Below are 24894 nucleotides of genomic sequence, written 5' to 3'. Positions count from 1 at the left end.
TTACCGGTGGAGATCAGCTAGCGACTGGAGCTGGCGGAGTCGGCGTCACTATCAACAACATGACTGTGGTCAACAACGGTACGATCCGTGGGGGGCACTCAATCAATGTGGCAGGCACGGCTGCTACAGCGCAATCGGCAGGCATATCCACAGTCAGCACTGGTAATCAGATAGTCAACAACGGCACGATCGCGGGAGGCGACAGTATGGGGGGTAGCGCCGGTGCCGGCATTTTCCAAGGCATCGCGGCGACGTTCAGCATCGTCAATAACGGGACCATCCGAGGCGGCTCAGATTTGACTGGTAACGCTGCTGGAGGACAGGCTCTCTGGCTGCGCGGCGGCACTACACTATCCATTTCGAACGCAGGTACGCTCGAAGGTGGTCACGGCGCGGCCGCAATCGGCATGCTGACGGGAGCGGCGGCAAACACAACCCTCGTCAACTCTGGCGTTATCAAGGCGGGCTCGGGCTACGCCAACGCCATCGAATTCGGCAACGGTGCGGCGGCCGTCAATACGCTCGAACTGCAGGCGGGCTCGCAGATTGTCGGGAATGTGCTGGCAAATCCCAACAGTACGCTGGACGTCCTCAAGTTAGGTGGTACGGCTAACGCGACGTTTGATGTATCGACCATTGGCGACGCGGCTCAGTATCGCTTCTTCGACATTTTCACGAAAACCGGCACCAGCACCTGGTCGCTGATCGGCACTGGCACGGTTACCACGCCGTGGACGGTCGATCAAGGCACGCTGCAGATCGGCAATGGCGGCACCAGTGGTAGCCTGGCGAGCAACGTCGTAGTCAACAGCGGCACTACACTGGCGTTTAATCGCTCCGATACCTACACCTTCGGCAACCTCATCTCGGGTGCCGGCGGCGTTGCGCAGAACGGTACCGGTACCACGGTATTGAATACCGCCCAGACCTACACTGGCCCCACCACAGTCAACCTCGGGACGCTGGCCATCAACGGCTCAATCACGAGCCCGGTAACAGTGAACGCTGCGGGTACGCTATCCGGTACCGGCACGATCTTCGGCAATGTCACCAACACCGGTACGATCGCGCCGGGCGGCGGCTCGGGCGTGCTGACGATTGCCGGCAATTACATTGGCAATGGCGGTACGGTGCGTGTGAACACAGCGCTTGGCGGCGATACCTCCGCCACGGGACGCCTCATGGCAATGGGTGACACATCGGGCATCAGCCGGGTCCGGGTGGTCAACGTTGGCGGCACCGGCGCCCTCACCTCGGAAGGCATCAAGGTCATCGATGTCCAAGGCGCGTCGAACGGCACCTTCACGCTGGCCGGCGACTATACGTTCCAGGGCCAGCAAGCTGTCATGGGTGGCGCGTATGCGTACCGTCTCTACAAGAACGGCGTGTCCACTCCGACCGATGGCGGCTGGTACCTGCGTTCGACGTTGCTGGACCCGGCTTCGGTCGGTACGGCGGCTGCCACTGCCGCAGGGCCGCTGCTGGCCCCGACCGTGCCGCTATACGAGGCCTATTCCAGCGTCCTGCAGCGCTTCAACGAACTCGGCACGCTGCAACAGCGCGTCGGCAATCGCTCGTGGTCGCCTAACGCTTCAGTGCAGGCCGAGCAGGATGCCGGCAAGCCGATCATCGGCCGCGGTGCCTGGGCGCGCGTGGAAGGTTCGAACACCCATATCGATCCGTCGACCAGCACGACCGGCGCCAGCTACAACGTGCGCATGTGGAAGTTCGAAGGCGGCGTGGATGCACCGGTCATCGAGAACCAGTCCGGCACGCTGGTGGTAGGTCCGACGTTCCACTACGGCATCGCCAACTCCAACGTGTCGTCGATGTTCGGCAACGGCGCGATCGATGCCACCGGTTATGGCTTCGGCGGTACGGCAACGTGGTACGGCAACAATGGTTCGTATGTCGATGCCCGCGCCACGGTGACGTGGTACGACACCGACATCCGCTCGTCGACGCTGGCAACCAAGCTCGCCAATGGCAATCGCGGCAGCGGTGTGGCCACCAGCGTGGAAGCCGGCCACCAGCTCGCGCTGGGCGGCAACTGGTCTGTCACGCCGCAGGCGCAGCTCGCGTGGTCGCAGGTGCGTTTCGACGCGTTCACCGACCAGTACGGCGCCAATGTGTCGCGTGACAACGGCAACAGCCTGGTCTCGCGTCTGGGCGTGTCGCTGGACCACGAGACCAAATGGACCGCCGCCAATGGCAAGGCACAGCGCTCGCACGTCTATGGCATCACCAACCTGTACTACGACTTCCTGCACGGCACGTCGGCACGCGTGGCCGACATCAGCGTGGTCAGCAAGGAGCAGGCGCTGTGGGCCGGCCTGGGTGTCGGTGCATCGCTGAACTGGGACGATGACCGCTACACGGTCTATGGCGAACTGCTGGCGCGCACCAGTGTGCAGAATTTTGGCGATAGCAATGCGATCGGCGCCAAGTTCGGCTTCCGTTATCGCTGGTAAGGCGTCAGTAAGGCGGTTGGTCCCGTGCAGCATTGGCGCGGGACTGCATATCATCATGGAGTACGTTGGCTGATCGGCCGGCTATCGACGCTACAGGCGCGCATCCGGGTCGGTGCTCGATTCGTGGGTTGCATTGCCGCGCCGCTTGCCGTTCCAGTCAGCCTCGGCATTGCGCCCACCGCCCAGGGGCGGGAAGCTGTCATCCGTGTCGTCCTTGGGGCAGCTCTTGTGGCTGGCCCATGCCTGAATCAGCGTGCCGTCGACCGAGAAATGGTCCTTGGACAGAAGGTTATGCGGTCCGCCACGCGCACTACCTTCGTGAAAAAGCTCTCGATTATCTTGTGTTCAAGCAACGGATCACGGTTCTTCGAAAAGACCGAGTGGCTCCACACGTCGTCTTCCATTGCCAGGCCAACGAACCAACGAACCAACGAACCAGCATGTTGTAGCGCATTTGCTCCATCAACATGCGCTCGCTGCGCACCGAGTAGAAGACTTGCAACAGCAGTGCACGAAGCAATTTCTCCGGCGCAATCGAGGCGCGTTCGCTATCGGCATAGATGGTGCTAAACAGCCCGTTGAGGTCCTTCAGCGCGTCATTGACCAGCCGCCGGATTGCCCGCAATGGATGATCGGCGGGGACGAAGTCTTCCAATTTAGCCATCGTGAACAACGCCTCTTGCATCTCATCCATTCCACGCATCGCATCCGCCGCCAGAGTCTATAAACACGATATCCATAACGTCTGGCGTCAAATCCCCGTTTACTCGGGGGCCAAATTCATTAGCCTGCTGGAGAGGTAGCAGACTATCGCCGTACGCACGGCAGGGTCCGATCCAGATACTTTCTGGACTCGTGGTGGCCAAGTTTCTATCATCACTTGCGTGCATTCAGCGGCGCCAAGATTGCATGATGCCGCGCACAATTTGTGACGTGCAGCCGTCGTCGTAAGGAGGCCCTATGTCAGTCATGATGAAAGCCGCAGTGGTGCGAGCGTTCGGCGCACCATTGTCCATTGACGAAGTGCCGGTGCCGCAGCCAGGCCCGGGCCAGATTCAGATCAAGATTGAAGCATCAGGAGTTTGCCATACCGATCTGCACGCAGCCCAGGGCGATTGGCCGGTCAAGCCCTCATTGCCGTTCATCCCCGGCCATGAAGGCGTGGGTTTCGTGTCCGGTGTTGGCGCGGGTGTGACGCGCGTGAAGGAAGGTGATCGCGTGGGCGTGCCATGGCTCTACAGCGCCTGCGGGTACTGCGAGCACTGCTTGCAAGGCTGGGAAACCCTTTGCGAGCGACAGAAGAATACCGGCTACTCCGTCAACGGCGGCTACGGCGAATACGTGGTGGCCGATCCGAACTATGTCGGACTACTGCCGAACAGCGTTGGCTTCGTCGAGATCGCGCCCATCCTGTGCGCGGGCGTGACGGTCTACAAGGGCCTCAAGGTCACCGACACGCGCCCCGGCCAATGGATGGTGATCTCCGGCATCGGCGGCCTCGGGCACGTGGCTGTGCAGTACGCTCGTGCGATGGGTTTGCGTGTGGCGGCCGTCGACATCGATGACGAGAAACTCGCGCTCGCCCGCAGGCTTGGCGCGGAGGTGACTATCAACGCCAGATCCGCCGACCCGGCCGCGTTCCTGCAGAAGGAAATCGGCGGCGCGCACGGCGTGCTGGTGACGGCGGTCTCGCCGCAGGCCTTCTCGCAGGCCATCGGCATGGTACGCCGGGGCGGCACTATCTCGCTCAATGGCTTGCCGCCGGGCGACTTCCCCACGCCGATCTTCGACGTGGTGCTGAAGGCCATCACAATTCGTGGCTCGATCGTCGGCACGCGCAGCGACCTGCAGGAGGCAATCGAGTTTGCCGCCAACGGCGCAGTGAAGGCGACAGTGTCCACCGAGAAACTGGACAACATTAACGGCATCTTCGACCGCATGAAGGCCGGTCAGATCGAAGGCCGCATCGTGATGGACTTCAGATAGTTGCCGCAGAGCATCGGGGCGCTGCCGGCGCCCCGCACAGCGACCACTCTGGGCCGAGTTGTGGTGTGAATGATTCCAACGAATTTATATCTGATGATTGCCAGGCATACCAGAGCGGCGATCGAGGTGAGGCAGCCATGAAGACCGTTTCCATCGAAGATGCGGTTGATATGATTCCGGATGGCGCTATGGTGGTGGTCGGAGGATTCATGGGCATTGGCACACCGGAACGTCTGATGGACGAACTGGTGCGGCAGTCAAAGTAGGATTTGACGGTGATTGCCAACGAGACACCGCAATCCCAGGCAGGGGAATCAAGCTGGTCACCGCAGGCGCGCTTCGCCACGGGATCGTGAGCCACATCGGACTAAACTCCGAGACTCAGCGCAAGATGATTGCCGGAGAGATCGAGGTTGAACTGGTGCCGCAGGGCACGCTGATCGAGCGTATTCGCGCTGCGGCCTTGGTGGCATTCTCATCCCAACTGGCATCGGCACGCTGGTCGAGGAAAGACGAAGCGGAGGTGGGAGGCGTCGTGTACCTGCTTGAAACGCCGCTGTGTGCCGACTTCGCGCCTGTGGACGTCTTTCTCTCCGACTACCAGGGCAATCTAGTGTACGCCCTCATGGGCACGCAACTTCAACCCTATCATTGTCATGGCGGCGAGCATCGTGATTGTCGATGCTGCGCATTTCGTACCCGTCGACAGCGCATGTTGTGGCAACATGGGCCGAATCGAATTTTTGCATAGCGTTGGACTCCACGAATTCCGCGGAGAGCTGATCAACATAGCCTCAAATTGGTTTACGTCGTCGTCCGCCGTAGTCGCTCAACCGGCGGTTTCGGTTGGCGATGTGGCACGGACCACCTCAACGTGGGACTGTATACGGGGCTCGCTGGTGTCGGATACACGTTTCTCCGCTTGTTGGACAGCTCCGCGGTTCTATCCTTTCTACTCTTTGAGTGGGCAGCGGCTGATATTGCTCCCCCCTTTTTCTCCCGATATCGATTGGGGAATGGCGGCAAACCGGCCTGTAGCTGACACGCCGCTCAGTAATCGAAAATGTCCACTGGGTCGGGAGTACGCACTGCCGTCTGGCCGCTTCCGGGCACCTGAATCCCACTGGCCGTCTTCCAGCGCTGAGTTTGAAGAGCGGTCTGATGCAGCCCGACCCCTAACAGCCAGCCCAAAGGCCTCGCATGACTGGCTGTTATCGGTTGCCTTCCAGACGGTAGAAGGTGATAGCAGGTCAGTCGACAGCGTTGAAGGCATCGCTGTACTGAACGATGCCTTCAGGCGCTGGCCTACGCAAGGTCAGTGCCATGAAGTAGCCGGGTGGCACGCCCGGCAATTGCAGGCTCGCATGGGCGTGACTGTTCCACATTCGTCGGCTTCGATCATTCCACTTTACTGCTATCGGTGTCGCCGATCTGGGCGTCGCTCTCGTGGCTCATGGCGGCCGCAGCCAGCGTTGTCGCGTTGGCAGGCGCCGCTTCTTTACGCTCGCTGTAGCGGTCGGTCAGCTAGTCGCTGCGGTCGCGCACCAGGAGCGTGAGCTTGTAGAGCTCCTTCATGACGTCGACCACGCGGCCGTAATAGGGCGACGGCTTCATGCGGCCGTTGGCGTCGAACTCGTGGTACGCCTTGGCCACCGATGACTGGGTCGGGATCGTCACCATGCGCATCCAGCGGCCCAGCACGTGCGGCGTGTTACGTCGTTGAACGACTGCGAACCGCCACACACCTGCATTACGGCCGGACGACGACAGGCCCAGCAGCAGCGCGACTATGTAGAGCGCGACCTACGTGATGAGCTATCCCACGGAACCCATGACGGCGCCGTTGAGCACGACCTGCGGCAGCGTGAAGTAGGATCGCCCTTGCAGTGTTGCGACCAGACAAAGACCATGGCCGTGCAGGGTGCCGCCACTAGCAGGATCAGGCGGACGACGTAGCTATCTCGGCCCAGGTTCCAGTCATCAAGCTGGTAACAGCGTATTCTTGGAAATCCCATTGCATTGATAAAGCGCGTGGCCGAAGTACCGCTTGCACTACGTCGACAGCCCAGAGGCGTTCGGCACCCTTGAACGCACCGATCATTGGGCTGTTGGAGATCAGTTCCGTCGTTCCACACAGTTGCAACACATCACCATTGAGGAAATCGACAAAAAGCAATCCGGCAATGGGGTTTAGGTGCAGGTTGCCTAAGGTGTTGAAGTGCAAATTTCCGGCGTAATCCGGGATGATCAAGCGATTCCCAGTAATCTTAATGAAGCCAGGGCGGCCGCCACGATGAGACACATCCACCGAGCGTTGGCCGTCGTCGTGTTCGATATAGCTTGCAACGAAGAAGGTATCAGCGTTGCAAATCCTCTCTATCGTAGAGGCGGCCAGTGAGGTGTAATCCTGACGTTTTCCCTGGCTCTTGCGATGTATGTCACGTTTGTAGGAGCGCTGCTGGATGTACTGCGGACAGTTACCGAAAGAGTGCTCGACAGCAACTTCCAATCGGCCCGCGCCGGCTTGTTGGAGAGTGCCGTTAACGCGGTTGCGCCGCCGCGTGTGCAGCTCAATACCCAATAGGCCGACAGCACTGCCAGCGTTAAACCCGCTCACAGCGGGGTCTTGATGGTCGAGCTCGGTGGCTAGCACCAGGCGCCGGGGATCGGGTGAGGTGACGAAGCCTTCTGGCCCTTCGAGTAGCGTCGCCCAAGGCCGGCCTTGGACATCCACTGCGCCGACGATCATAAAGGGCAATTGGTGATAGAAGTCACGATGCTGGTCCGGCATGTAGTTGCGGATCACTCGCTGACCGTAGGACTCCATGTCCCCCGAAACGCCGGCACGTTCTTGCATCGCCCTTTCGCCGGCATGCCAGGGAGAACGGCGGGAAGTGGTTGAAAGGTTCATCACTAAGACCTCGCTGGAGAAGCTGCCGGGCTTACCGACAGCGGGTGGTGGGTTCAGCCGGCCTGCAGGCCGGCAACGGAGCGCTGCATGGGCACGAAGCCAGGCAGGGCCTCGATGCGGGTCAGCCAAGCGCGAATGCCGGGGTAGTGCGCTAACGACACATTGCCCTCCGGCGCGAGCGCGATAGAGGTGTAGTTGGCGACGTCAGCAATGCTGGGGGACTCACCTGTGAGGAAGGGCGTTCTGGTCAGTTCACCATCCATTACCTGGAACAAGGCATGGGCACGCGCGATGACGTCATCGGCATTGAAGCGAGCGCCGAATACGGTGATGAGCCGCGCGGCCCCAGGGCCAAAGGCGACTTGGCCGGCGGCCACCGACAGCCAACGCTGTACGCGGGCCTCGCCTAGCGGATCTGTCGGCAACCACTGACCATTGCCATATCTTTTGGCCAAGTAGACGAGGATGGCGTTCGAGTCGCTGACGATAGTGCCTCCGTCGTCGATCACCGGGACCTGACCGAAGCTATTGAGGGCCAGGAATTCGGGGTGCTTGTGGGCCCGCTTGGCTAGGTCTACAAAGATCAGCTCGGTGGGCAACTTAAGCAACGCGAGCAACAGCTCTACGCGGTGAGCATGCACTGACAGCGGATAGCGGTAGAGCTTGATGGCGTGGGTCATGGCGCTAGCTCCGTTCAAGTTGAGGAGGACATGGGATATCCGAGGAACTTCTGCAGCTTCCCGTAAGCCATCGAATTCGGCGATAGGGCATCAGAGCAACCACTCTCGAGGAATTCGCGACTCACTGCCTCAGTGGCGCCGAAGCTGACTTGGGAGATGCCAGAGCCGGCGCTAAGGCGACGCACTCCCAGCTTCGCGAGACCCGCCGCATCAGGTAGGCCGGGCCACGCCATGACGTTCAGGGGCAAGGAAACTCCATAAACGACCTCGCCGATCTGGCCGGCCTGCAGGATGCCTGGCAAGAAAAAGCCGTCTGCACCGGCTCCTTCATATATCGTTCCACGGCGGATCGCCTCTTCGACGAGCTTTGCTTTTGGAGCAAGGCTGGCGAGGAAAACGTCGGATCGCACATTGACGAACAAGTCTGCGCTTGCGTTGGCTACGGCGCTCGAGATGGCATCAATTTTGGAAGCGAGGAGTGATGGGTCATCAGTACCGTCTTCGATATTGATGCCTGCGATGCCCAGGTCCACCAGACGCATCACGTTGTCGGCAACGATCTTCGGCTTGTCAGAGTAGCCGTTCTCCAAGTCGAAGGTTAGCGGCACTGTTAGCACGCGAAGCATGCGCCGAGCGGCGCCTACAGCCTCTTCGATGGGCAGTTCACGTCCGTCGCTGTAGCCGAGAGCCCATGCTACCCCTGCGCTCGTCGTTCCGACCGCGCCCGCACCTAGGTTCTCGATGACCTTGGCTGTCCCCGCGTCCCATGCATTGGCAAGGATAAGAGGCAGCGGGTTGCGGTGAAGCTTTCGAAATGTATCAACAGTCTTCGACATATTCGACTCCGGTTTGAAGGCGTCCCGGACGCCAAACCAAATACTGCGAGGCAGAAGCGGAGGCGGATGCCGCCTCCTGTTCTCTTCGCCGTGATCAGCTAGACTTGTTTCCATTCGCCGGCGCGGGCTCCCATCCACCCCCGAGTGCACGAAACACGCCGACGGCAGCTCTCGCAGCATTGGCGCGATTTGCATCGAGCTCGTCGCGTGCGGTCAGTATTTGGCGGTCGGCGTCCAGAACATCAGTCAGCGTGATGGACCCGGCGCGATAGGCTTGCTCCGACAGATCGCGGGACTTTACAAGCGCTTGTACTTCATCTCGAAGCTGGACCACGTGAATCTCTGTCTGAGTCAGGGTGGTGAATGCGTTTTCCACGTCCTCGGCAGCGCGAAGTACGGCCTTGCGATAGAGTGCGAGCGCCTCGGCATTGGCGCCGCGCGCCTGAGCTACCTCTGCATCCACCTTGCCGAAATCGAACAGTCTCCAACGCAATGCGCCACCACCGGTCGCAGTGAAGGCGGGGGAAGTGAAGAGCTTCCCTGCGTTCAGACTGTCGAATCCCAGAGCGCCAGACAGCGAAATCTTGGGGTAGTAGTCGGAGATTGCGACGCCAATGCGCTCGCTCGATGCGGCCAGACGACGCTCCGCAGCAATGATGTCGGGGCGACGACGCAACACTTCCTGGGGTTCAGCATCGGCAGGCACGTCGGGGACCGCCGGAATATCGCTTACCGCGCCAAGCTCCTGCGCATACGTACCAGGCTGAACGCCCATCAGGACATCGAGTCGATTGAGTTGCTGCTCCAAACCGATACGCAACGGGGGCACGGAGGCCAACGCATGCTTCAGCAGGGCATCAGCCTGCGCAACCTCCCGTCCCTGTGCTGCGCCAGCATCGTAGCGGTCACGTACCAGCCGTAGCAGACGCTCATCTGTCTGAATCTGCTTTCCGGCGATGGCCAGTCGCGCCTGGTAGCCACGGATCTGGAAGTACGCGTCAGCTGCGTCGGCCGCGACCATTACACGCGTGCCGGCATGATCGGCTTCTGCTGCGATGGCCGCATATTCGGCCGCCGCGGCACCGCGCCGCAGCCCACCGAACAGATCGATTTCCCAGCTTGCAGCCGGACCAACCGTGTAGAAAGGGGTGTTCCGCTTGAAAGCAGGGCTTCCCGACGCGACAGAGCCGAGGGGGCCACGCAGGCTCTGATGGGTATAGCCTGCAGCGGCATCGAAATCCACAGTCGGAAGAAACTGCGTGCCGGCGCTACTCGCTACTGCACGAGCCTGCTGCACACGAGCTATCGATGCCGCCAGATCCAGATTCTGGTCAAGTGCACGCTGGACGATATTGACAAGCATCGGGTCGTTAAACCCGTGCCACCAGTTCTCCAGCGATGGCGCCGGCGCTGCTCTATTCGCTGCGGCGGCCGTGCTGTGGAACGGCGTCATATCGTTTGTTGGCGGCGATGTGTAGTCGGGGCCGACGGCGCAGCCTGCCAGCAGTGCGTTCAACAACAGGGTACCTACGGCTGTCTTGGACAGCTTCGACGGAATGCGGGTCATGCTGACCTCCCAATACCGAGTCGGCTCATGACGCCCGACACAGCAGCGTTTTTACGCACGCGGTGGATCATGCTGTAGAAGGCAGGCGTGAACAGCAGACCGAAGATCGTCACACCGAGCATTCCGAAGAACACTGCGGTACCGAGAGATTGCCGCATCTCCGAACCGGCGCCGGTGGCTACGACCAGCGGTGCCACACCGGCGATGAAGGCGAACGATGTCATCAGAATCGGGCGCAAGCGAGTCCGAGCCGATTGCACTGCCGCATCTTCTGCGTTTGCACCATCCTCATCCTGCCGTTGCTTGGCGAATTCGACGATGAGAATCGCGTTCTTCGCGGCTAACCCAAGGAGCACCACGAATCCAATTTCGGCGAGGATGTCGATCGGCATATTGCGCAAGTGCAGGCCGGAGGACGACGCAAGCAAGCACATCGGAACAATCAGAACGATGGCTAACGGCGTTTTCCAGCTTTCGTATTGCGCTGCGAGCACGAGGAATACGAACAAGGCCGCTGCGACGAAGATGGCAATCGTCGGGATACCGTGCTGCTGTTGCTGATATGCAAGATCGGTCCATTCGAAGCCGATGCCTGGCGGCAACACTTCCCTGGCAAGCTCCTCCATGCGCTTTATCGCTGTACCGGAAGCCACCCCCGGCGCTGCGACTCCCATCACTTCAGCTGCCGGGAACAGGTTGTGTCGCGGCACGCGATACGGCGAAGTCATATCCCTGAACATGGCCACGGAACCGATAGGGACCATCTCCCCGTCTGCATTGCGCACCTTCAGCCGCGCAATATCCCCAGGCGTCTTGCGGAACGCTTCGTCGCCCTGGGCAAGCACTTGATAGGTGCGGCCGAGATAGTTGAAGTCATTGACGTATTGCGAGCCAAGATACAACTGCAGAGTCGAGGAGATATCGGTAGTCGTCAGACCAATCTTCTCGGCCTTCAGACGGTCGATATCGGCATAGATCGACGGCGATCCGGCGTTGTACAGCGTAAAGACACCACCAAACGTCTTGTCCTTGTTCGCTGCGGCGACCAGCGTATTTGCTGCCTTGGCCAGGGCCTGCGGCCCGAGCCCATCACGGTCCTGCAGCATCAACTTGAAGCCGCCGGCGGCACCGAGACCTTGAACTGCTGGCGGTTGCACGACGATGACATAGGCGTCCTTGATGACAGACAGCTGCTCCTGCAGTCTTTGAACCATCGACGCAGCCGTGACACCCTTTATGTGCTCACCGTAGAGCGAAGGCAGGGAAGTGAAAACCGTCCCCACATTTGGCGCCACGGTCGACGTGGTGACATCGAAGCCTGCCGTTGCCGACGTGTGCGAGACACCAGGCGTCTTGAGGGCAATTTCATTGACTTCGCGCACGACCTTGTGGGTACGCTCGAGGCTTGACCCTGGTGGCAAATTGACAATCACTGCGAGATAGCCAATGTCCTGGTCAGGAATGAAGCCAGTGCTCATGCGGGACATCTGCAGGCCGGTAAGGCCGATCAGACTGACGTACGCCAACGCGACAATCGTGCCGGCACGAGCCAGACGAGCAGTCATCCTGCCGTAGCGATCCGACAGCCATTCGAAACCGGCGTTGAACTTGCGGAAGCACTGACGGATGAAAGCACCAATGCCATGAGCCTTCGCGTGCGTGTGTTCGTGCGGCTTAAGCATGACTGCGCACAGAGCCGGGCTCAGCGTCAGCGAGACCAAACAGGAAATAGCCGTCGAAGCAGCGATCGTGATGGCGAACTGCTTGAAGAAGAGCCCAGATATCCCCGAGATGAAGGCCGTCGGGACGAACACGGCGCACAGTGTCAGCGCGATGGCAATCAAAGCCGTCGAGACTTCTGTCATCGTCCGGCGAGCAGCCTCGCGTGGCGTCATGCCAAGACTCATGTTGCGCTCGACGTTCTCGACCACCACGATGGCATCGTCCACCACGATCCCCACTGCCAGGACGAAGCCGAATAGTGACAGGTTATTCACCGACATTCCGAAGGCAGCCAGGACCGTAAAGGTGCCGAGCAGCGAAATCGGGATGGCAATCACCGGGATAATCGTGGCTCTCCAGCTCTGGAGGAACACGTAGACCACGCCCACCACCAGAACGATGGCGATGAAGATGGTCAGAATGACTTCCTCAATCGAGTACGTTACGAAGTTGGTGGGATCGTAAGTCCTCATGTAATCGACGCCCGGCGGGAAATCCTTCTTGAGCTCCGTCATCTTTTCCCAGACCGCACGCTGCACTTCAACCACGTTTGCATCCGGCGTGGCGATGACCCACCAGGGCGCCGACACATGGCGGTCGGTGTAGGCCTTGGAGCCATAGTCCACCGAGCCCAGTTCCACGCGGCCGACATCGCGGATGCGGGTGACACGCCCCTTGTTGTCGGCCTTGATGATGACGTCTCCGAACTCTTCGGGTTTGGTCAGACGTCCCAACGCTTCGACGTTCACTTGATATGCCGCGCTGTTCGCGACGGGCGGTGCATTCAGCGCGCCGGCCGACACCTGAGCATTCTGGGCGCGAAGCGCTGCCATGATTTCGCTTGCGCTGATGTTGTATGCGGCTGCCTTATCCGGATCGATCCAGATACGCATGGCATAGCGCCGCTCGCCGAGTATCCAGAAGTCAGCGACACCAGGGACGCGTGCGATTTCGTCCCTCACGCGGAGCATGTAGTTGGAAAGATACTCTGCACTGCGCGAGCCGTCCGGTGAATAGACGAGCACACCAAGCAGCAGGGCTTGAATGGTCTTCTTTACCTGGACGCCCTGAAGCTGAACTTCTTGTGGCAGCCGGGACAACGTGTCCTGCACTCGGTTGCGGGTGAGCATCAGCGCGGTATTCGGATCCGTGCCGAGCTTGAAAATGACAGTAATGGTGAGTAAGCCGTTCCCTGTCGACTGGCTACTGATGTACGACATGTTTTCCACGCCGTTGATGGCCTGCTCGAGCGGCGTGGCCACTGTGCGAGCGATGGTCTCGCCAGACGCGCCTGGATAGGCAGTCGTAATCTGAATGGTCGGAGGAACAATGTCCGGATACTGGGCCACGGGCAGCGTGGTCATTGCTGCCAGCCCGAACAGAACAATGAAGATATTGAGCACCGCGGCGAATCGTGGGTGGTCAATAAAGAAGTGAGCGAGCTTCACGGCATCAGTCCTGTTCGGCGAGCTTGATAGAGCCCGGCTGGGGCGCGATCTTCGAACCCGGCGTCGCAAGCGGTACACCGTCGAGGACGACCTGGTCGGTGGCAGCCAGGCCTGAGCGCACCACGCGCAGCCCGCCGCGAATGTCCCCTATCTCAACCTTCTTCGGCGTCACGATGTTGTCCTTGCCCACCGTGAGGACGATGTGTTCCGATTGATCCGCGAGGACGGAAGCATCCGGCACCAGAAGAGCCGGTTCAGGGACGGATACAGCCATCCGAATACGTGCGAAGCCGCCCGGGGTCAGATTCAGATCAGGATTGCGGATCGTGGCACGCGCGTGGATCGTGCCGCTGGAGCGATCGAGGGTGTTGTCGATGAAATCCAGTGTGCCGTGGCGGTCGTACGTCGACTCGCCGTTGAGTGAGATCTCAATCTTGTTGGCGAGTGGTCCCTTCTCCTTGGTGCGCTGCTGCTGGAACTTCATGTAGTCGGCCTCGCTCATGTCGAAATTCAGGTAGATCGGATCCATCGACACGATTGTGGCGAGCAGGGTAGTCGGACCATTGGCCGCGCGATTGCCGGCGATGATGTTGCCTGTCGAGACCTGATGTGTACCGATCCGGCCAGTGAACGGTGCCTTGACGCGCGTGCGCTCGAGGTCGAATCGTGCGTCCCGGATCTGTGCCTTCGCGTCGTTCACTGCCGCCTGGGCGGCACGTTTTTCGGCCAGACGCTGCTCAACGTTTTGTTGCGTACCCGCATCGGTGTTCTTCAGCGTTTCAGCGCGCGTCAGTTCCCGGCCGGCTAGTTCAAGTCGAGCAGTCGCACTGTCGAGTTGGGCTTGTGCTTTGCCAAGTGCGATGTCGTACGGCTCCGGATCGATGACGAATAGAAGGTCGCCCTCGCGGACGATATCGCCGTCCTTGAAGTGGATTTGCTTCAAGGTCCCGCCAACTTGTGCGCGTAGCTCCACGCTTTTGACCGGCGAGAATTGGCCAAGAAAGGCGATGCGTGTCTCGATGTCACGCTGGAGTGGGGCACTGACGGACACAATGGGTGCCTTGGTCGGAGCGGCCTGGACCTTGTTTGAACCTCCCACGTAAAGCGTCAAGCCGCTGCCTGCCACAGCCACTGCAGCCACGGCGATTGAGCCCACCCATACAGCTTTTCGATTTTTACCGGAAGCCTGGCTCGCGTGGATTCCGGCGTCCAGCCGGGCGATGTCGTCATTCATCTTCGTTCCTCATTGGATCTTGGAGAGGGTTGTGCCGCTGAACCACAAGCCGGCAGCGGTTTGTTCCGAAGCGCCGACATCTCCCTACACCTCTCCGGCTGGTCTGGCCCTCAGCCAGTTTTAGATGATCAATTGACGCTATCTAAATTTAAGATAAAATTCATCATCTAAAAAGTCAAGAATTAGATGTTCACTTGACACTATAAATTTTGTGAACGATAGTTCAGTCGTCGCCGGCGCAAAGGGGGGGATCGCCCCGCGCGCGGCCTTAAGGAGCTGGTAAATGAAGAAGTCGAAGGCGGAAACCGCCGAGACTCGACGGCGGATCGTTGAAATCGCGGTGCAGGAGTTTCGACGCAACGGCATTCATGCGACCGGCGTCTCGGAGATCATGGCGGCGGCCGGTCTCACGCATGGCGGCTTCTATCGCCACTTTGCGTCGAAGGACCAACTGGTCGCTGAGGCCTGCGCGGCGAGCATGGAGTCGCTGGTGCAGACGACGGAAGCTGCGGCCGAAGGTGGAACAGAGGCTTTCTTGAATCACATCCGGGGCTCTCTCGCCGAGCGATTGGGCGGATGCCCGTTGGTTGCTCTTGGAAGTGAGCTCGCTCGGGCAGACGACGACACAAGACGTGCTGCGTCGGACGGGTTCCGCGGACTTATCGATGTGATTTCTGAGTACTTTGACTCGGAGGAAGCGAAAGGCGATGCCATCTTCGCGTTGTCGGCCATGATTGGCGCCGTCACGATGTCGCGGATCATCGATGACCCTCAGCTCTCAGATCAAATCCTCGCGGAGGCGAAGATGCGACTGACCGGGCTTCCCACGACAACGCCGGGAAAAAAGCGGCCTTCGGCAAAAAAGCCGCTCCGCAGTGGGCAAACGGCGGATGCACCCCTGGACTAGGGCAAGGACTACACAAGTAAGCCTGCCGGAACACCAAGCAGTACAGGTTGGTGTTCCTTTTTTAGGACAATCCTCTATCTAGGAGAAGATAGATGATGACTAAAGAGGCACGTAATCCGCGGCAGATCCAGGTAGAGCTTCTCCAGGACTGAGATCTCGACAGTCAAAGTAAGGAGTGCGTGATGAACGCTAAGAAGACTCTGACCGTCGCTATCTTCGGTGTTGCTGCATTAGCAGGCTTGGGCTCAAGCAGCCAGGAGTGGTTGTCATGAAAGGCAATTCTGTTCGTGAACGGCTTGTTCAACATGCCTCCGCCCTCATCCGCCGACGTGGATACAACGGGTTTAGCTATCGCGATCTTGCGAACCTGGTTGGGGTGAAGACCTCGAGCATTCACTATCACTTTCCGGCAAAAGGTGATCTGGTGTTCGAAGTGATGCGGCAATACAGCGAGACGTCCAGTTTGCAACTCCAGGCGATAGATATTGAACTGCCGTTGGTGGAGCAAGCGAATCAGTATTTCCACTCGTTGCAGTACAACATCACGCTAAATGAAGTATGCCTGGCAGGCATGCTGTCGGCCGATATCCTGGACTTATCAGACGCAGTCCGGTCGCAGCTTCACACGCATTTCGACATGCACGAGCAATGGATAAACGGATTGCTGCGACGTGCAGAGTCGGAGCGGGGGCAGGCATATCCCGTACCGACGTTGGCTTTCGCGAAGGTTCTGTACGGCGCTATGCAAAACGGAATCATTGCACGTCGAATTACCGGCTCCACCGACCACCTGGATGCGACAGCGAGCCTGCTTTTAGGTGCGGTCAGTGTGCAGGTACCGAGTCCGATAAATCTTCGCTTTCCAGTCGAGCAGCAATTCGGCGACTCGCTTGGAGTGCTCCGGACTTGCTTCTAGCCCCATCGTGGCAGTCCGAACGTCGTCCAAGTATGCCGAGAGGGACGGTGCGCCTGCCCCCTCCTGTAGCAGGACAAGCACCTTAGGCAAATACGCTTGGTATTCGTCGCGTGCCGCGGGACTGTACGCGACTTCAATAGGATCCCAGACGTAGAACAGAACTTCATCGACTCTTCTGTACAACTCCAGTGCGGTGTCGGTCAACGTTTGCCCCATAACGCATCACTCCTTTCTCCACGACTGACAATTGACGGAAGCATACGTGTCAATTGTCAATGAGCAACACGACGGCGTGAAAACTCGGAAATACTTCAATGACAGAAAAAACATTGCAGCTAGACGGTGAAGCGATAGACTTAAATGCCGCGGCGCCAGCGGGGTGGAGCCCGGCTACCTGGTTCGCGGTCCTTTCGATGGCGGCGACCAGCTTTGCACTAGTCTCAGCCGAATTCTTGCCGGCGGGCCTGTTGACGCCAATGGCAAGCGATCTCGGCATCAGCGAGGGAACGGCGGGACAGGTCGTCACTGCCACGGCTTCTGTCGGCGCCGTAATGGCTCTATTGAGCAATGTTCTGATCGGCAGATTGAACCGCAAGACGGTGCTGATGGGTCTCAGCGCCTTGGCGTTCGGCTCCAACATTCTTGCGGCGGTGGCGACCGAATTCTGGCTAATTTTGGTAGGTCGGGCCGGGCTGGGCATCGCCCTCAGTGGTTTCTGGGCGCTTTCATTTGCCGTCGTAGCAAGGCTGGTTGGTACCAAGGCAACAGGTCGAGGAATGGCTATCGTCACCCTCGGCGTCTCGCTCGCCACCATTGCTGCCCCCTCGATGGGGGCACTAGTCAGCGACTGGCTGGGCTGGCGCAGCGCCATGGCAATGACAGCGGGGCTGGCCGTGCTTGCGATGCTGCTGCAGTGCCTCGCACTGCCGGCGTTGCCTGCAACTACAAGCAACAGTCTTGCCGATGTCCTTCGACTGACCCATCGGCGCGGCATTCAACTCGGAATGCTAGCTATCCTTTTGCTGATGACGGGGCATTTTGCTGGATCGGTCTATTTGCGCCCCTTCCTCGAACAGGTTACGCACCTTGCAACCGGGCCGATTGCCCTGGCGCTGCTCAGTTTTGGTATTGCTGCTGTAATCGGAAATGTTGCAGGCGGCCGCATGGCGGACGTCAATATCCACACAGCCGTCACGACCACCGCCGTGCTAATGGCGTTTGCGGCACTCGCTTTGGTACTTTGGGGCGTGCGCGTCGATGTCGCCTTCGGCTTCACTACGTTGTGGGGCCTTGCCTTTGGCATGGCGCCAGTGGTACTTCCAATCAACCTGTCCCGTGCGGCGCCTGACGCCCTGGAAGCAGCAGGCAGTCTGATGATCACGTCATTCCAGGTCGCCATCACTATCGGCGCGGTTGTCGGCGGCTATGTTGTGGATACCTACGGCGCTATGGGGCCCTTAACTCTTACCGCTGTCCTTGCTGCATCGACAATCGTGCTGGCGCTGCTACAACCCCGCAGCTAGTCTTGGCGTTCTGAGATGTCGGAGTGCCCGCTAAGTTGAAATGTCAGTCCGACTCGCAGGAAGTGACCGAGTTGCGACAGGAGGCGGGTGGGCAGCGGCGCGAGCCATAGGTCCGGCACGGCGACTAAGGGCTGCGGCGACGACGGTGATCGGCGCTATAGCTGCCGTAACGGTAGTGAACAACCGATGGCCGCTCATGGCCGATAGCACCCGATCGCCTTGGCGACCCGCCGAGTTGACGGCGGCAGGCGGTAGTTGACCCCTCTCGGTCGTTTGTCAGCATTTGAGTTGAATGACCGCTTTCCGGGCGACACCGATCTATGCTGTAGGCGCTCCAGTCGTCTCGGACACAGTGAGCAACAGTGGGGGGGCCATCTCGCAATGCACGGTGTCTCCGCCGCTCCCGCCAGGTCTGAGCCTCGATCCGCAGAGTTGTACGATCAGCGGCACGCCTACCGGCACCCGCCATGCCACGGTCTACACGGTCACCGCGAGCAACGCCGCGGGCAGCGCCACCACCCGCGTCGAAATCGAGATCAAGGACGCTCCCATTGCGCCAGACGGCCTGGACTACTTGGATCGGTCGGTCATTTACCCGATCAATGCGCCGATCACGCCCAACACACCGATCAGCACAGGAGGAGAGATCACACAATACAGCGTGTCACCGGCACTACCGTCCGGCCTTGCCATTGACCCGCGGACCGGCACCATCACTGGCACCCCCACGGCGGTGACGGCATCGGTGGTCTATACGGTGATTGGCGCCAACAGCGTGGACAGCGTCCAGGCCGCGCTGACCATCGAAGTGGCCACGGTGGCCAAGCCGCCGGTCGGCCTCGTCTATGTGGATCGGTTACCCGAATACACTGTCGGCGTGCCGATCCCGTACAACGAGCCCGCTTACTCCGGCGGCGAAGCCACCCAGTTTTCGGTCTCCCCTGCGTTGCCGGCAGGTTTGAGCCTCAACACGCAGAGTGGGGTCATCAGCGGCACGCCCACTGCTGAACTGGCCCAGACAACGTTCTTCGTCACCGCCAGTAACAGTGCCGGCAGCGTCACTGCGCAGTTCACCATGACGGTGGCCGCAACCCAAGTCGGTGAGTGGCTGCCCGCGGATGCCATGAATCAAGGACGCTTCCGCCACACGGCCACGCTATTGCCCGACGGGCGAGTCCTGGTCGCAGCGGGGAACAGGAAGCAGGCGACATCCTCCGCCGAACTGTTCGACCCGTCGACGAACGGTTGGACACGAACCGGCAGCCTTGGGCGGATCCGGCAAGCGCACTCTGCCACGCTTCTGCCAGACGGACGGGTCCTGGTGGCAGGGGGATTCAGCACAGGTGGCGGTAACGCGCTGTCTTCGGCGGAACTGTTTGAGCCGGCCACCGGTAGTTGGTCGCCGACAGGCAACTTGAACCAGGCGCGTGACAGCCACACCTCCACACTGCTCCCAGACGGCCGTGTGCTGGTAGCAGGCGGGGAAAGCCAGGGCAGCAGCCAGGGAGGGCTGGTTTCCGCCGAACTGTATGACCCGGCCACAGGCACTTGGACGCAGACCGGCAGTCTCGCCCAGGCGCGTGAGCAACACACGGCGACGCTGCTGCCTGACGGCAGGGTTCTAATAGCCGGCGGCGAGGCACCCGGTGGCGCTGCGCTGGCTTCGGCTGAACTGTACGATCCTGCGACGGGCACTTGGTCCTCAACCGGCAGCATGGGCCAGGCCCGCAATGCCTACGCCGTCGCGCAACTCGCCGATGGGAGGGTACTCGCTGTGGGAGGAACGGATGGTACGAACGCACTTGCCTCGGCCGAGCTTTACGATCCGGCGACAGGTGCGTGGTCAACCACCGGTAGCTTGCGACAGGCACGTGACTTCCATACCGCCACGCCCCTGGCCAGTGGGCGGGTTCTTGTGGCTGGCGGTACCGACGGCAGCGACTTGTTCGTGAGCGAGTTGTACGACCCTGTGACTGGAAGCTGGTCCCAAGTCGGCAGTCTTGAGCAATTGCGCGAGCAACATACGGCAACGTTGCTGGCAGACGGCAGGGTCCTCGTCGCAGGTGGAATTGGACGCGGGATATTGTCCTACACAGAATTGTTTCACTAGCTTGTGAGGGCGCCAAGGTCGCGGGCCGGGCTCGGATCCGAGGCCGTTCCATAGAGCGATTTAAACTGGCCGGCAAGCAAGCGAAAGCGGAATTCGTCTCGAGGAGGGCAAGATCATGAGCAAACGCTTCGTAGTGTCGTTCAAGGTTTTTGTCGCTAATAAGCTGAACATCGACTCCTTTTTTCTCGGCCTATCCATCGCTCTCATACTTGCACTGCAAGGGTGCTCAACTACGCCTGGACGGTTGCCAGCAGTCCCACACGAAGTAACGGGTATTGCTGAAATTCCTGGCATGCCCGGAGTACGCTACGCCGCAGGTGCGGATGCCCCCGGCCTGACTGAAGCGGCTTTTGACGCGCTGAAGAGGGAAAGGGATTATCTCGCCAGGCAGGGGCAGACTGGCCCGATGCCACAGGCGGTATATCTTGCGATTTCGGGTGGGGGTGACAACGGGGCATTTGCTGCGGGCTTGCTGAATGCATGGACGAAGACAGGAACAAGGCCGGAGTTCAAGCTGGTCACCGGCATAAGCACTGGTGCGCTTATCGCGCCTTTCGCTTTTCTCGGAGCGAAGTACGACGCGACGCTGAAGCAGGTATATACGACTATTTCCCCGAAGGACGTCCTAGAACAGCGTAGTTTTCTCGGCGGCGTGCTAAGTGACGCGATGGCTGATAACCGACCGCTGCTGACGCTGACCCGAAAATTCGTGACTGAGGACCTGCTCAAGGAGATCGCAGCCGAGTACGCCAAAGGGCGCATGCTATTAGTTGCCACGACCGATCTTGATGCACGCCGCGGAATCATTTGGGACATGGGAAAGATCGCGACCTACGGCGGTCCCAAAGCACTGGACCTGTTTATAAAGGTCCTGGTCGCTTCCACTTCGATTCCAGGCGCCTTTCCCCCGATGATGATTAACGTGGAAGTCAATGGTACCTCCTACCAGGAAATGCACGTTGATGGTGGCGTCGTGGCACAGGTATTCGCCTACCCGGCGACACTCCGTGTACAAGAGGAGGCAGCTTCGGTCGGCGTCCGCCGCGAGCGCAAGCTTTACATTATTCGCAACGCTCGACTCGACGCGGACTGGGTGCAGGTGGAACGCTCTACGATGAGCATAGCCTCTCGCGCGGTCGCATCGATGATCCAAAGCCAAGGCATCGGCGATCTTTACCGCATCTATGCGACTGCCAATCGCGACGCCGTTGACTTCAATCTTGCCTTCATCCCGGCAAGCTTTAACGCCCACAAAGAAGAGTTCGATACCGAATATATGCGTGCACTCTACGACGCCGCTTATAAGATGGCATTGAAGGGCTACCCGTGGGCTAAGGCACCTCCCGGATTTGCGTTGCCGCGCGCCGCGACAACGGAGAAATAGTGCATTGGCGGCATTGATTGGCGCGCTCCGCTTCGCAATCCAGGAACTCCCATTCGTTCCATTCTTCGCGAACCGACGCGAGCGACGTCCCGAAGGCCGCGCAAACTGGCGGCCACCGTTTCCCCTGTCTTGATGTGGGAACCAACACGAAAGCGCGGTACGCAGCCCGATACAGATGCGGCCGACAACACGCTCGAAATGATCGGTTCACGAGGGGCCGCTATCTAGGTAGGAGCTGACGCTGGAATTTCCGTGTGTAGCCTCGGATGAGAGTCTGTAGATGGCCGGGTTGAGGCAGAGCCACAGGAAATTTGCTCGCCTGAAACCGGTCGTTGAGCGAGGGCGGACGAGACCTCGGCTATTCGAATTGGACGGCGAGGTTGACCGACCGATCCTGGCCGAGGCTGTGTGAAAACGCTTTGATTGCCTAGACTAGAGCATCGTTTGGCGATGGGGGCAATGATGAAGCGCTATATCGAAGGCGAGGATCGTAAGCAAGTGACATTGCTGCCGGAATGCCTCGATGACTTTGTCGTTGAGGATAACCCGGTGCGCGTGATCGATGCATTTGTAGAGGAACTCGATCTGGCCGTCCTCGGTTTCGATGGTGCGACTCCAGCAACTACCGGAAGGCCGTCTTACCATCCGGCTGTACTGCTGAAGATCTACATCTACGGTTATCTCAATCGAGTGCAGTCGAGTCGGTGCCTGGAGCGCGAATGCCAGCGAAATGTCGAGTTGATGTGGTTGACCGGTCGGCTCGGCCCGGACTTCAAGACCATTGCAGATTTCAGGCACGTCAACGGTGCGGGCATTCGCAACGTATGTCGACGCTTCGTGACGCTGTGCCGCGAGCTGAAACTATTCACCCAAGCGGTTGTGGCCATCGATAGCAGCAAGTTCAAAGCGGTCAACAGCCGCGATCGTAACTTCACGCCGAACAAGATCGAGAAGCGCCAGCAGCAGATCGAGCAAAGCATCCAGCGCTACCTGGATGCCCTGGAGACGGCGGACCGCACGCAACCTGTCGAGGTCGAAGCAAAGACAGAGAGGTTGCGAGAGAAGATTGAAAAATTGCGTGAGCAGATGCGAAATCTGGATTGCACTGCAGAAGCCCTACACCACGTGCCGGACAAGCAAGTCTCGCTGACCGACCCCGATGCACGCTCGATGATCTCGCAGGCCAAGGGCACGGGCGTAGTGGGATACAACGTCCAGGTTGCCGTCGACGCCAAACATCACCTGATCGTCGCCCATGAGGTAACGAACGTCGGCAGTGACCGGACTCAGTTGAGCAAGATGGCCCAGGCTACCCGCGACGCCATGGGAAAAATGAAGATCAAGGCAATGGCGGACCGCGGTTACTTTAATGCCCCCGAGATCAAGTTATGCGAGGACACTGGCATCGCTGCGTTCGTTCCAAAATCGACTACTTCAAGCGCAAAGGCAGATGGCCGCTTTGATCGGGCCGACTTCATCTATATTGCGAGAGATGACGAGTACCAGTGTCCTGCCGGCCAGCGCGCAATCTACCGATACAGCTCGATTGAGCGCGGCGGGTTGACGCTGCGAACCTACTGGAGCAGCGCCTGCCCGCACTGTCCTATCAAGGACCAATGTACGCCGGCGGATTACCGACGCATACGCCGGTGGGAACACGAAGTGGTACTCGAAGCGATGCAGCGTCGACTGGATCGCATGCCGGATGCTATGACACTGAGGCGCCGAACGGTTGAACATGTATTCGGCACGCTCAAGCACTGGATGGGCTCGACGCACTTTCTGACGCGCAGGCTGGATAACGTATCAACCGAAATGAGCTTGCAGGTGCTCGCCTACAATCTGAAGCGAGTCATCAAAATACTGGGATTCGCAAAGATGATGCGTGCCATGAAGCTGTGCGGCGCCTGAGCTGATGTACCAGGTCAAATAAGCCTCCGCGCGCAATCACCGTCCGATTCCTCGCTTAATTAACGCGGCAACACTTTCCACCTGCTGCATCACGCCAATCTTCATTCTTACCGTACTTGCTGTTTTTACACAGCCTCGGCCGGGAAGAGCCCCTCTATTCACCACGCCGCCCCGCCTCGGAGCGTGCCCAATCGGAACCTGGCGTTTGGCTTCGACGATAAGCCCCGACCACTTCTACGGCTGGAACTGACTTCCGGCCTGCCGTCCGCTAGCCGTCCCTTTGTACCCACATACTGTGAGACGGGCCGCCCCTTTTACCCACTAACTGTGAGATTTCGACCCAGGTAGTTTGCGACGGCGCTCAACAACTCCTTGATTTATCTAGGTCGGGCTTCCCATTAACTTTGAGATGGGACAGTCACGATGGGGCAGCACGAGCTGACCGACAGCGATGGGCGAAAAGAGAATCGTTGGCATTGCGGAGCTTCCTGGGTGAAGGTCGATGAATGAGAGGGTAGGCGTGGACATCCGCCGCTGGAATCCCATCGGCGCGCAACACAGCGTTGCGCTGCGCAAGACGCGAATCGAATCCGAGGCGCCATGCGCGGCGGTTACACGTCCCTGCCGGGGGAGGGCCGTGAACCGCTGCGGCAGACGTCTAGCTCCCCATGATCTGTCGGCCCAACGCCACGCCGTATCGCACGAGCTGTTGGTTTTCCGGCAACCGCGCGTTCTCCCAAAGCGCGAGCCCACGGTGCAGATCGGTAGGACTGGCTTGCAGCGCCTGCGCCAAATTGAGTGCGTCGGCAGCAGCTTTTCCCGCGCCGGCGCCTGTGTGAGGTCGTGCCACGAAGGCGGCGTCCCCGGTAAGCACCACGCGGCCAAAGACCATGTTGGGGGCCTCGAAGTCCTGGATCAGCTGCACAAAGGGATCCGGCGTCGCAGTCACGAGATCCGCGAGTGTCGGTGCCAAGTGCTCCCGGGCAGCGGCTGTCAGTGACTGGATCTCTGCGTCACGCATGCTCCCTGGCGGCAAGGAGTGGCTATGCACATGGTCGTTGCGATCTCGCAGCAGGGCATCGAGCGCCTTGCCCTTCGCGATCTTGCGATACCACACCCAGTTTTGCCGCCTTTCTCCTACGCGGACGCTGCCGTCTTCTCCTGGGATGCGATAGCTCAGAAACTGGTGATGGGGACCATCCTGGAACGCGAACACGTTCTTCAGCAGGGCATCGCTGCGCTCACTGAGGGCCTGCTCAGGCAATACGCCGCGCCAGGCGGCATAGCC

18 protein-coding genes and 3 pseudogenes are annotated in these 24894 nt (G+C 59.7%); 10 read left to right on the top strand and 11 right to left on the bottom strand.

The features are described 5' to 3' along the window. Positions 1-296 precede the first annotated feature (296 nt). Positions 297-2471 carry an autotransporter family protein gene (locus AC3FLX_RS28140; RefSeq protein WP_488700602.1) on the top strand — a complete coding sequence of 725 codons (2175 nt, stop codon included), beginning with the start codon at positions 297-299 and terminating at the stop codon, positions 2469-2471. Positions 2472-2564: 93 nt separating this feature from the next. Here the strand turns inward: AC3FLX_RS28140 and AC3FLX_RS28135 are convergent. Next, positions 2565-3165: pseudogene (locus AC3FLX_RS28135) on the bottom strand (transposase); the annotation flags it as partial. Between the two features lie 266 nt (positions 3166-3431). On the opposite strand from AC3FLX_RS28135, the gene adhP reads away from it, so the two are divergent. From adhP to AC3FLX_RS28120, 3 genes are all read left to right on the top strand, one after another. Next, a complete protein-coding gene (gene adhP, locus AC3FLX_RS28130; protein WP_488700601.1) occupies positions 3432-4457 on the top strand; it encodes an alcohol dehydrogenase AdhP in 1026 nt (341 codons plus the stop codon). A gap of 137 nt (positions 4458-4594) precedes the next feature. Beyond that, positions 4595-4723, top strand: coding sequence for a CoA-transferase (locus AC3FLX_RS28125; protein WP_488700600.1), 129 nt, complete (start codon positions 4595-4597; stop codon positions 4721-4723). A gap of 86 nt (positions 4724-4809) precedes the next feature. Beyond that, positions 4810-5208, top strand: coding sequence for a CoA-transferase (locus AC3FLX_RS28120; RefSeq protein WP_488700599.1), 399 nt, complete (start codon positions 4810-4812; stop codon positions 5206-5208). 499 nt (positions 5209-5707) lie between these two features. Here the strand turns inward: AC3FLX_RS28120 and AC3FLX_RS28115 are convergent, their stop codons facing one another. The 9 genes and pseudogenes from AC3FLX_RS28115 to AC3FLX_RS28075 all read right to left on the bottom strand — a co-directional run bounded on the left by AC3FLX_RS28115 (position 5708) and on the right by AC3FLX_RS28075 (position 14855). Next, positions 5708-5842: a hypothetical protein gene (locus AC3FLX_RS28115; RefSeq protein ID WP_488700598.1), complete on the bottom strand. Its 135-nt coding sequence runs from the start codon at positions 5840-5842 to the stop codon at positions 5708-5710. 13 nt (positions 5843-5855) lie between these two features. Beyond that, a pseudogene (locus tag AC3FLX_RS28110) lies at positions 5856-6223 on the bottom strand (NADPH-dependent FMN reductase family protein); the annotation flags it as partial. A 64-nt stretch (positions 6224-6287) separates the two neighbouring features. Then, positions 6288-6418: pseudogene (locus tag AC3FLX_RS28105) on the bottom strand (arsenical-resistance protein); the annotation flags it as partial. Beyond that, positions 6397-7314: a pyridoxamine 5'-phosphate oxidase family protein gene (locus AC3FLX_RS28100; protein WP_488700596.1), complete on the bottom strand. Its 918-nt coding sequence runs from the start codon at positions 7312-7314 to the stop codon at positions 6397-6399. The pseudogene AC3FLX_RS28105 and the gene AC3FLX_RS28100, both read right to left, overlap by 22 nt. 107 nt (positions 7315-7421) lie before the next feature. Beyond that, entirely contained in the window at positions 7422-8048 is a 627-nt protein-coding gene (locus tag AC3FLX_RS28095) for a glutathione S-transferase family protein (protein ID WP_488700594.1), read from the bottom strand. Between the two features lie 14 nt (positions 8049-8062). Continuing rightward, on the bottom strand, positions 8063-8884 hold the full coding sequence (locus tag AC3FLX_RS28090; protein WP_488700593.1) for an isocitrate lyase/PEP mutase family protein: 822 nt from the start codon (positions 8882-8884) through the stop codon (positions 8063-8065). A gap of 94 nt (positions 8885-8978) precedes the next feature. Beyond that, complete coding sequence (locus tag AC3FLX_RS28085) at positions 8979-10451, bottom strand: efflux transporter outer membrane subunit (protein ID WP_488700592.1); 1473 nt, start codon at positions 10449-10451, stop codon at positions 8979-8981. Then, positions 10448-13621, bottom strand: coding sequence for an efflux RND transporter permease subunit (locus tag AC3FLX_RS28080; RefSeq protein WP_488700591.1), 3174 nt, complete (start codon positions 13619-13621; stop codon positions 10448-10450). Before AC3FLX_RS28080 ends, AC3FLX_RS28085 begins: the two co-directional genes overlap by 4 nt. Positions 13622-13625: 4 nt before the next feature. Further along, entirely contained in the window at positions 13626-14855 is a 1230-nt protein-coding gene (locus AC3FLX_RS28075; RefSeq protein WP_488700590.1) for an efflux RND transporter periplasmic adaptor subunit, read from the bottom strand. A 283-nt stretch (positions 14856-15138) separates the two neighbouring features. On the opposite strand from AC3FLX_RS28075, the gene AC3FLX_RS28070 reads away from it, so the two are divergent. The 6 genes from AC3FLX_RS28070 to AC3FLX_RS28045 all read left to right on the top strand — a co-directional run bounded on the left by AC3FLX_RS28070 (position 15139) and on the right by AC3FLX_RS28045 (position 23606). Further along, on the top strand, positions 15139-15762 hold the full coding sequence (locus tag AC3FLX_RS28070; RefSeq protein WP_488700589.1) for a TetR/AcrR family transcriptional regulator: 624 nt from the start codon (positions 15139-15141) through the stop codon (positions 15760-15762). A 268-nt stretch (positions 15763-16030) separates the two neighbouring features. After that, positions 16031-16678 (top strand): TetR/AcrR family transcriptional regulator, encoded by a 648-nt coding sequence (locus AC3FLX_RS28065; RefSeq protein ID WP_488700588.1) that lies wholly within the window; start codon positions 16031-16033, stop codon positions 16676-16678. A gap of 314 nt (positions 16679-16992) precedes the next feature. Next, entirely contained in the window at positions 16993-18201 is a 1209-nt protein-coding gene (locus AC3FLX_RS28060; protein ID WP_488700587.1) for an MFS transporter, read from the top strand. Between the two features lie 292 nt (positions 18202-18493). Then, positions 18494-20311, top strand: coding sequence for a putative Ig domain-containing protein (locus tag AC3FLX_RS28055; RefSeq protein WP_488700586.1), 1818 nt, complete (start codon positions 18494-18496; stop codon positions 20309-20311). 115 nt (positions 20312-20426) lie between these two features. Further along, complete coding sequence (locus AC3FLX_RS28050) at positions 20427-21695, top strand: patatin-like phospholipase family protein (RefSeq protein WP_488700585.1); 1269 nt, start codon at positions 20427-20429, stop codon at positions 21693-21695. 462 nt (positions 21696-22157) lie between these two features. Further along, complete coding sequence (locus AC3FLX_RS28045) at positions 22158-23606, top strand: IS1182 family transposase (protein ID WP_488700675.1); 1449 nt, start codon at positions 22158-22160, stop codon at positions 23604-23606. 658 nt (positions 23607-24264) lie between these two features. On the opposite strand, the gene AC3FLX_RS28040 is transcribed toward AC3FLX_RS28045, so the two are convergent. Further along, positions 24265-24894: FAD binding domain-containing protein (locus tag AC3FLX_RS28040; protein ID WP_488700584.1), on the bottom strand; the 630-nt coding region annotated here is incomplete at its 5' end.

Source organism: Cupriavidus sp. 291-E7 (genome assembly GCF_057798835.1).
This window is presented reverse-complemented; position numbering and strand designations above follow the sequence as displayed.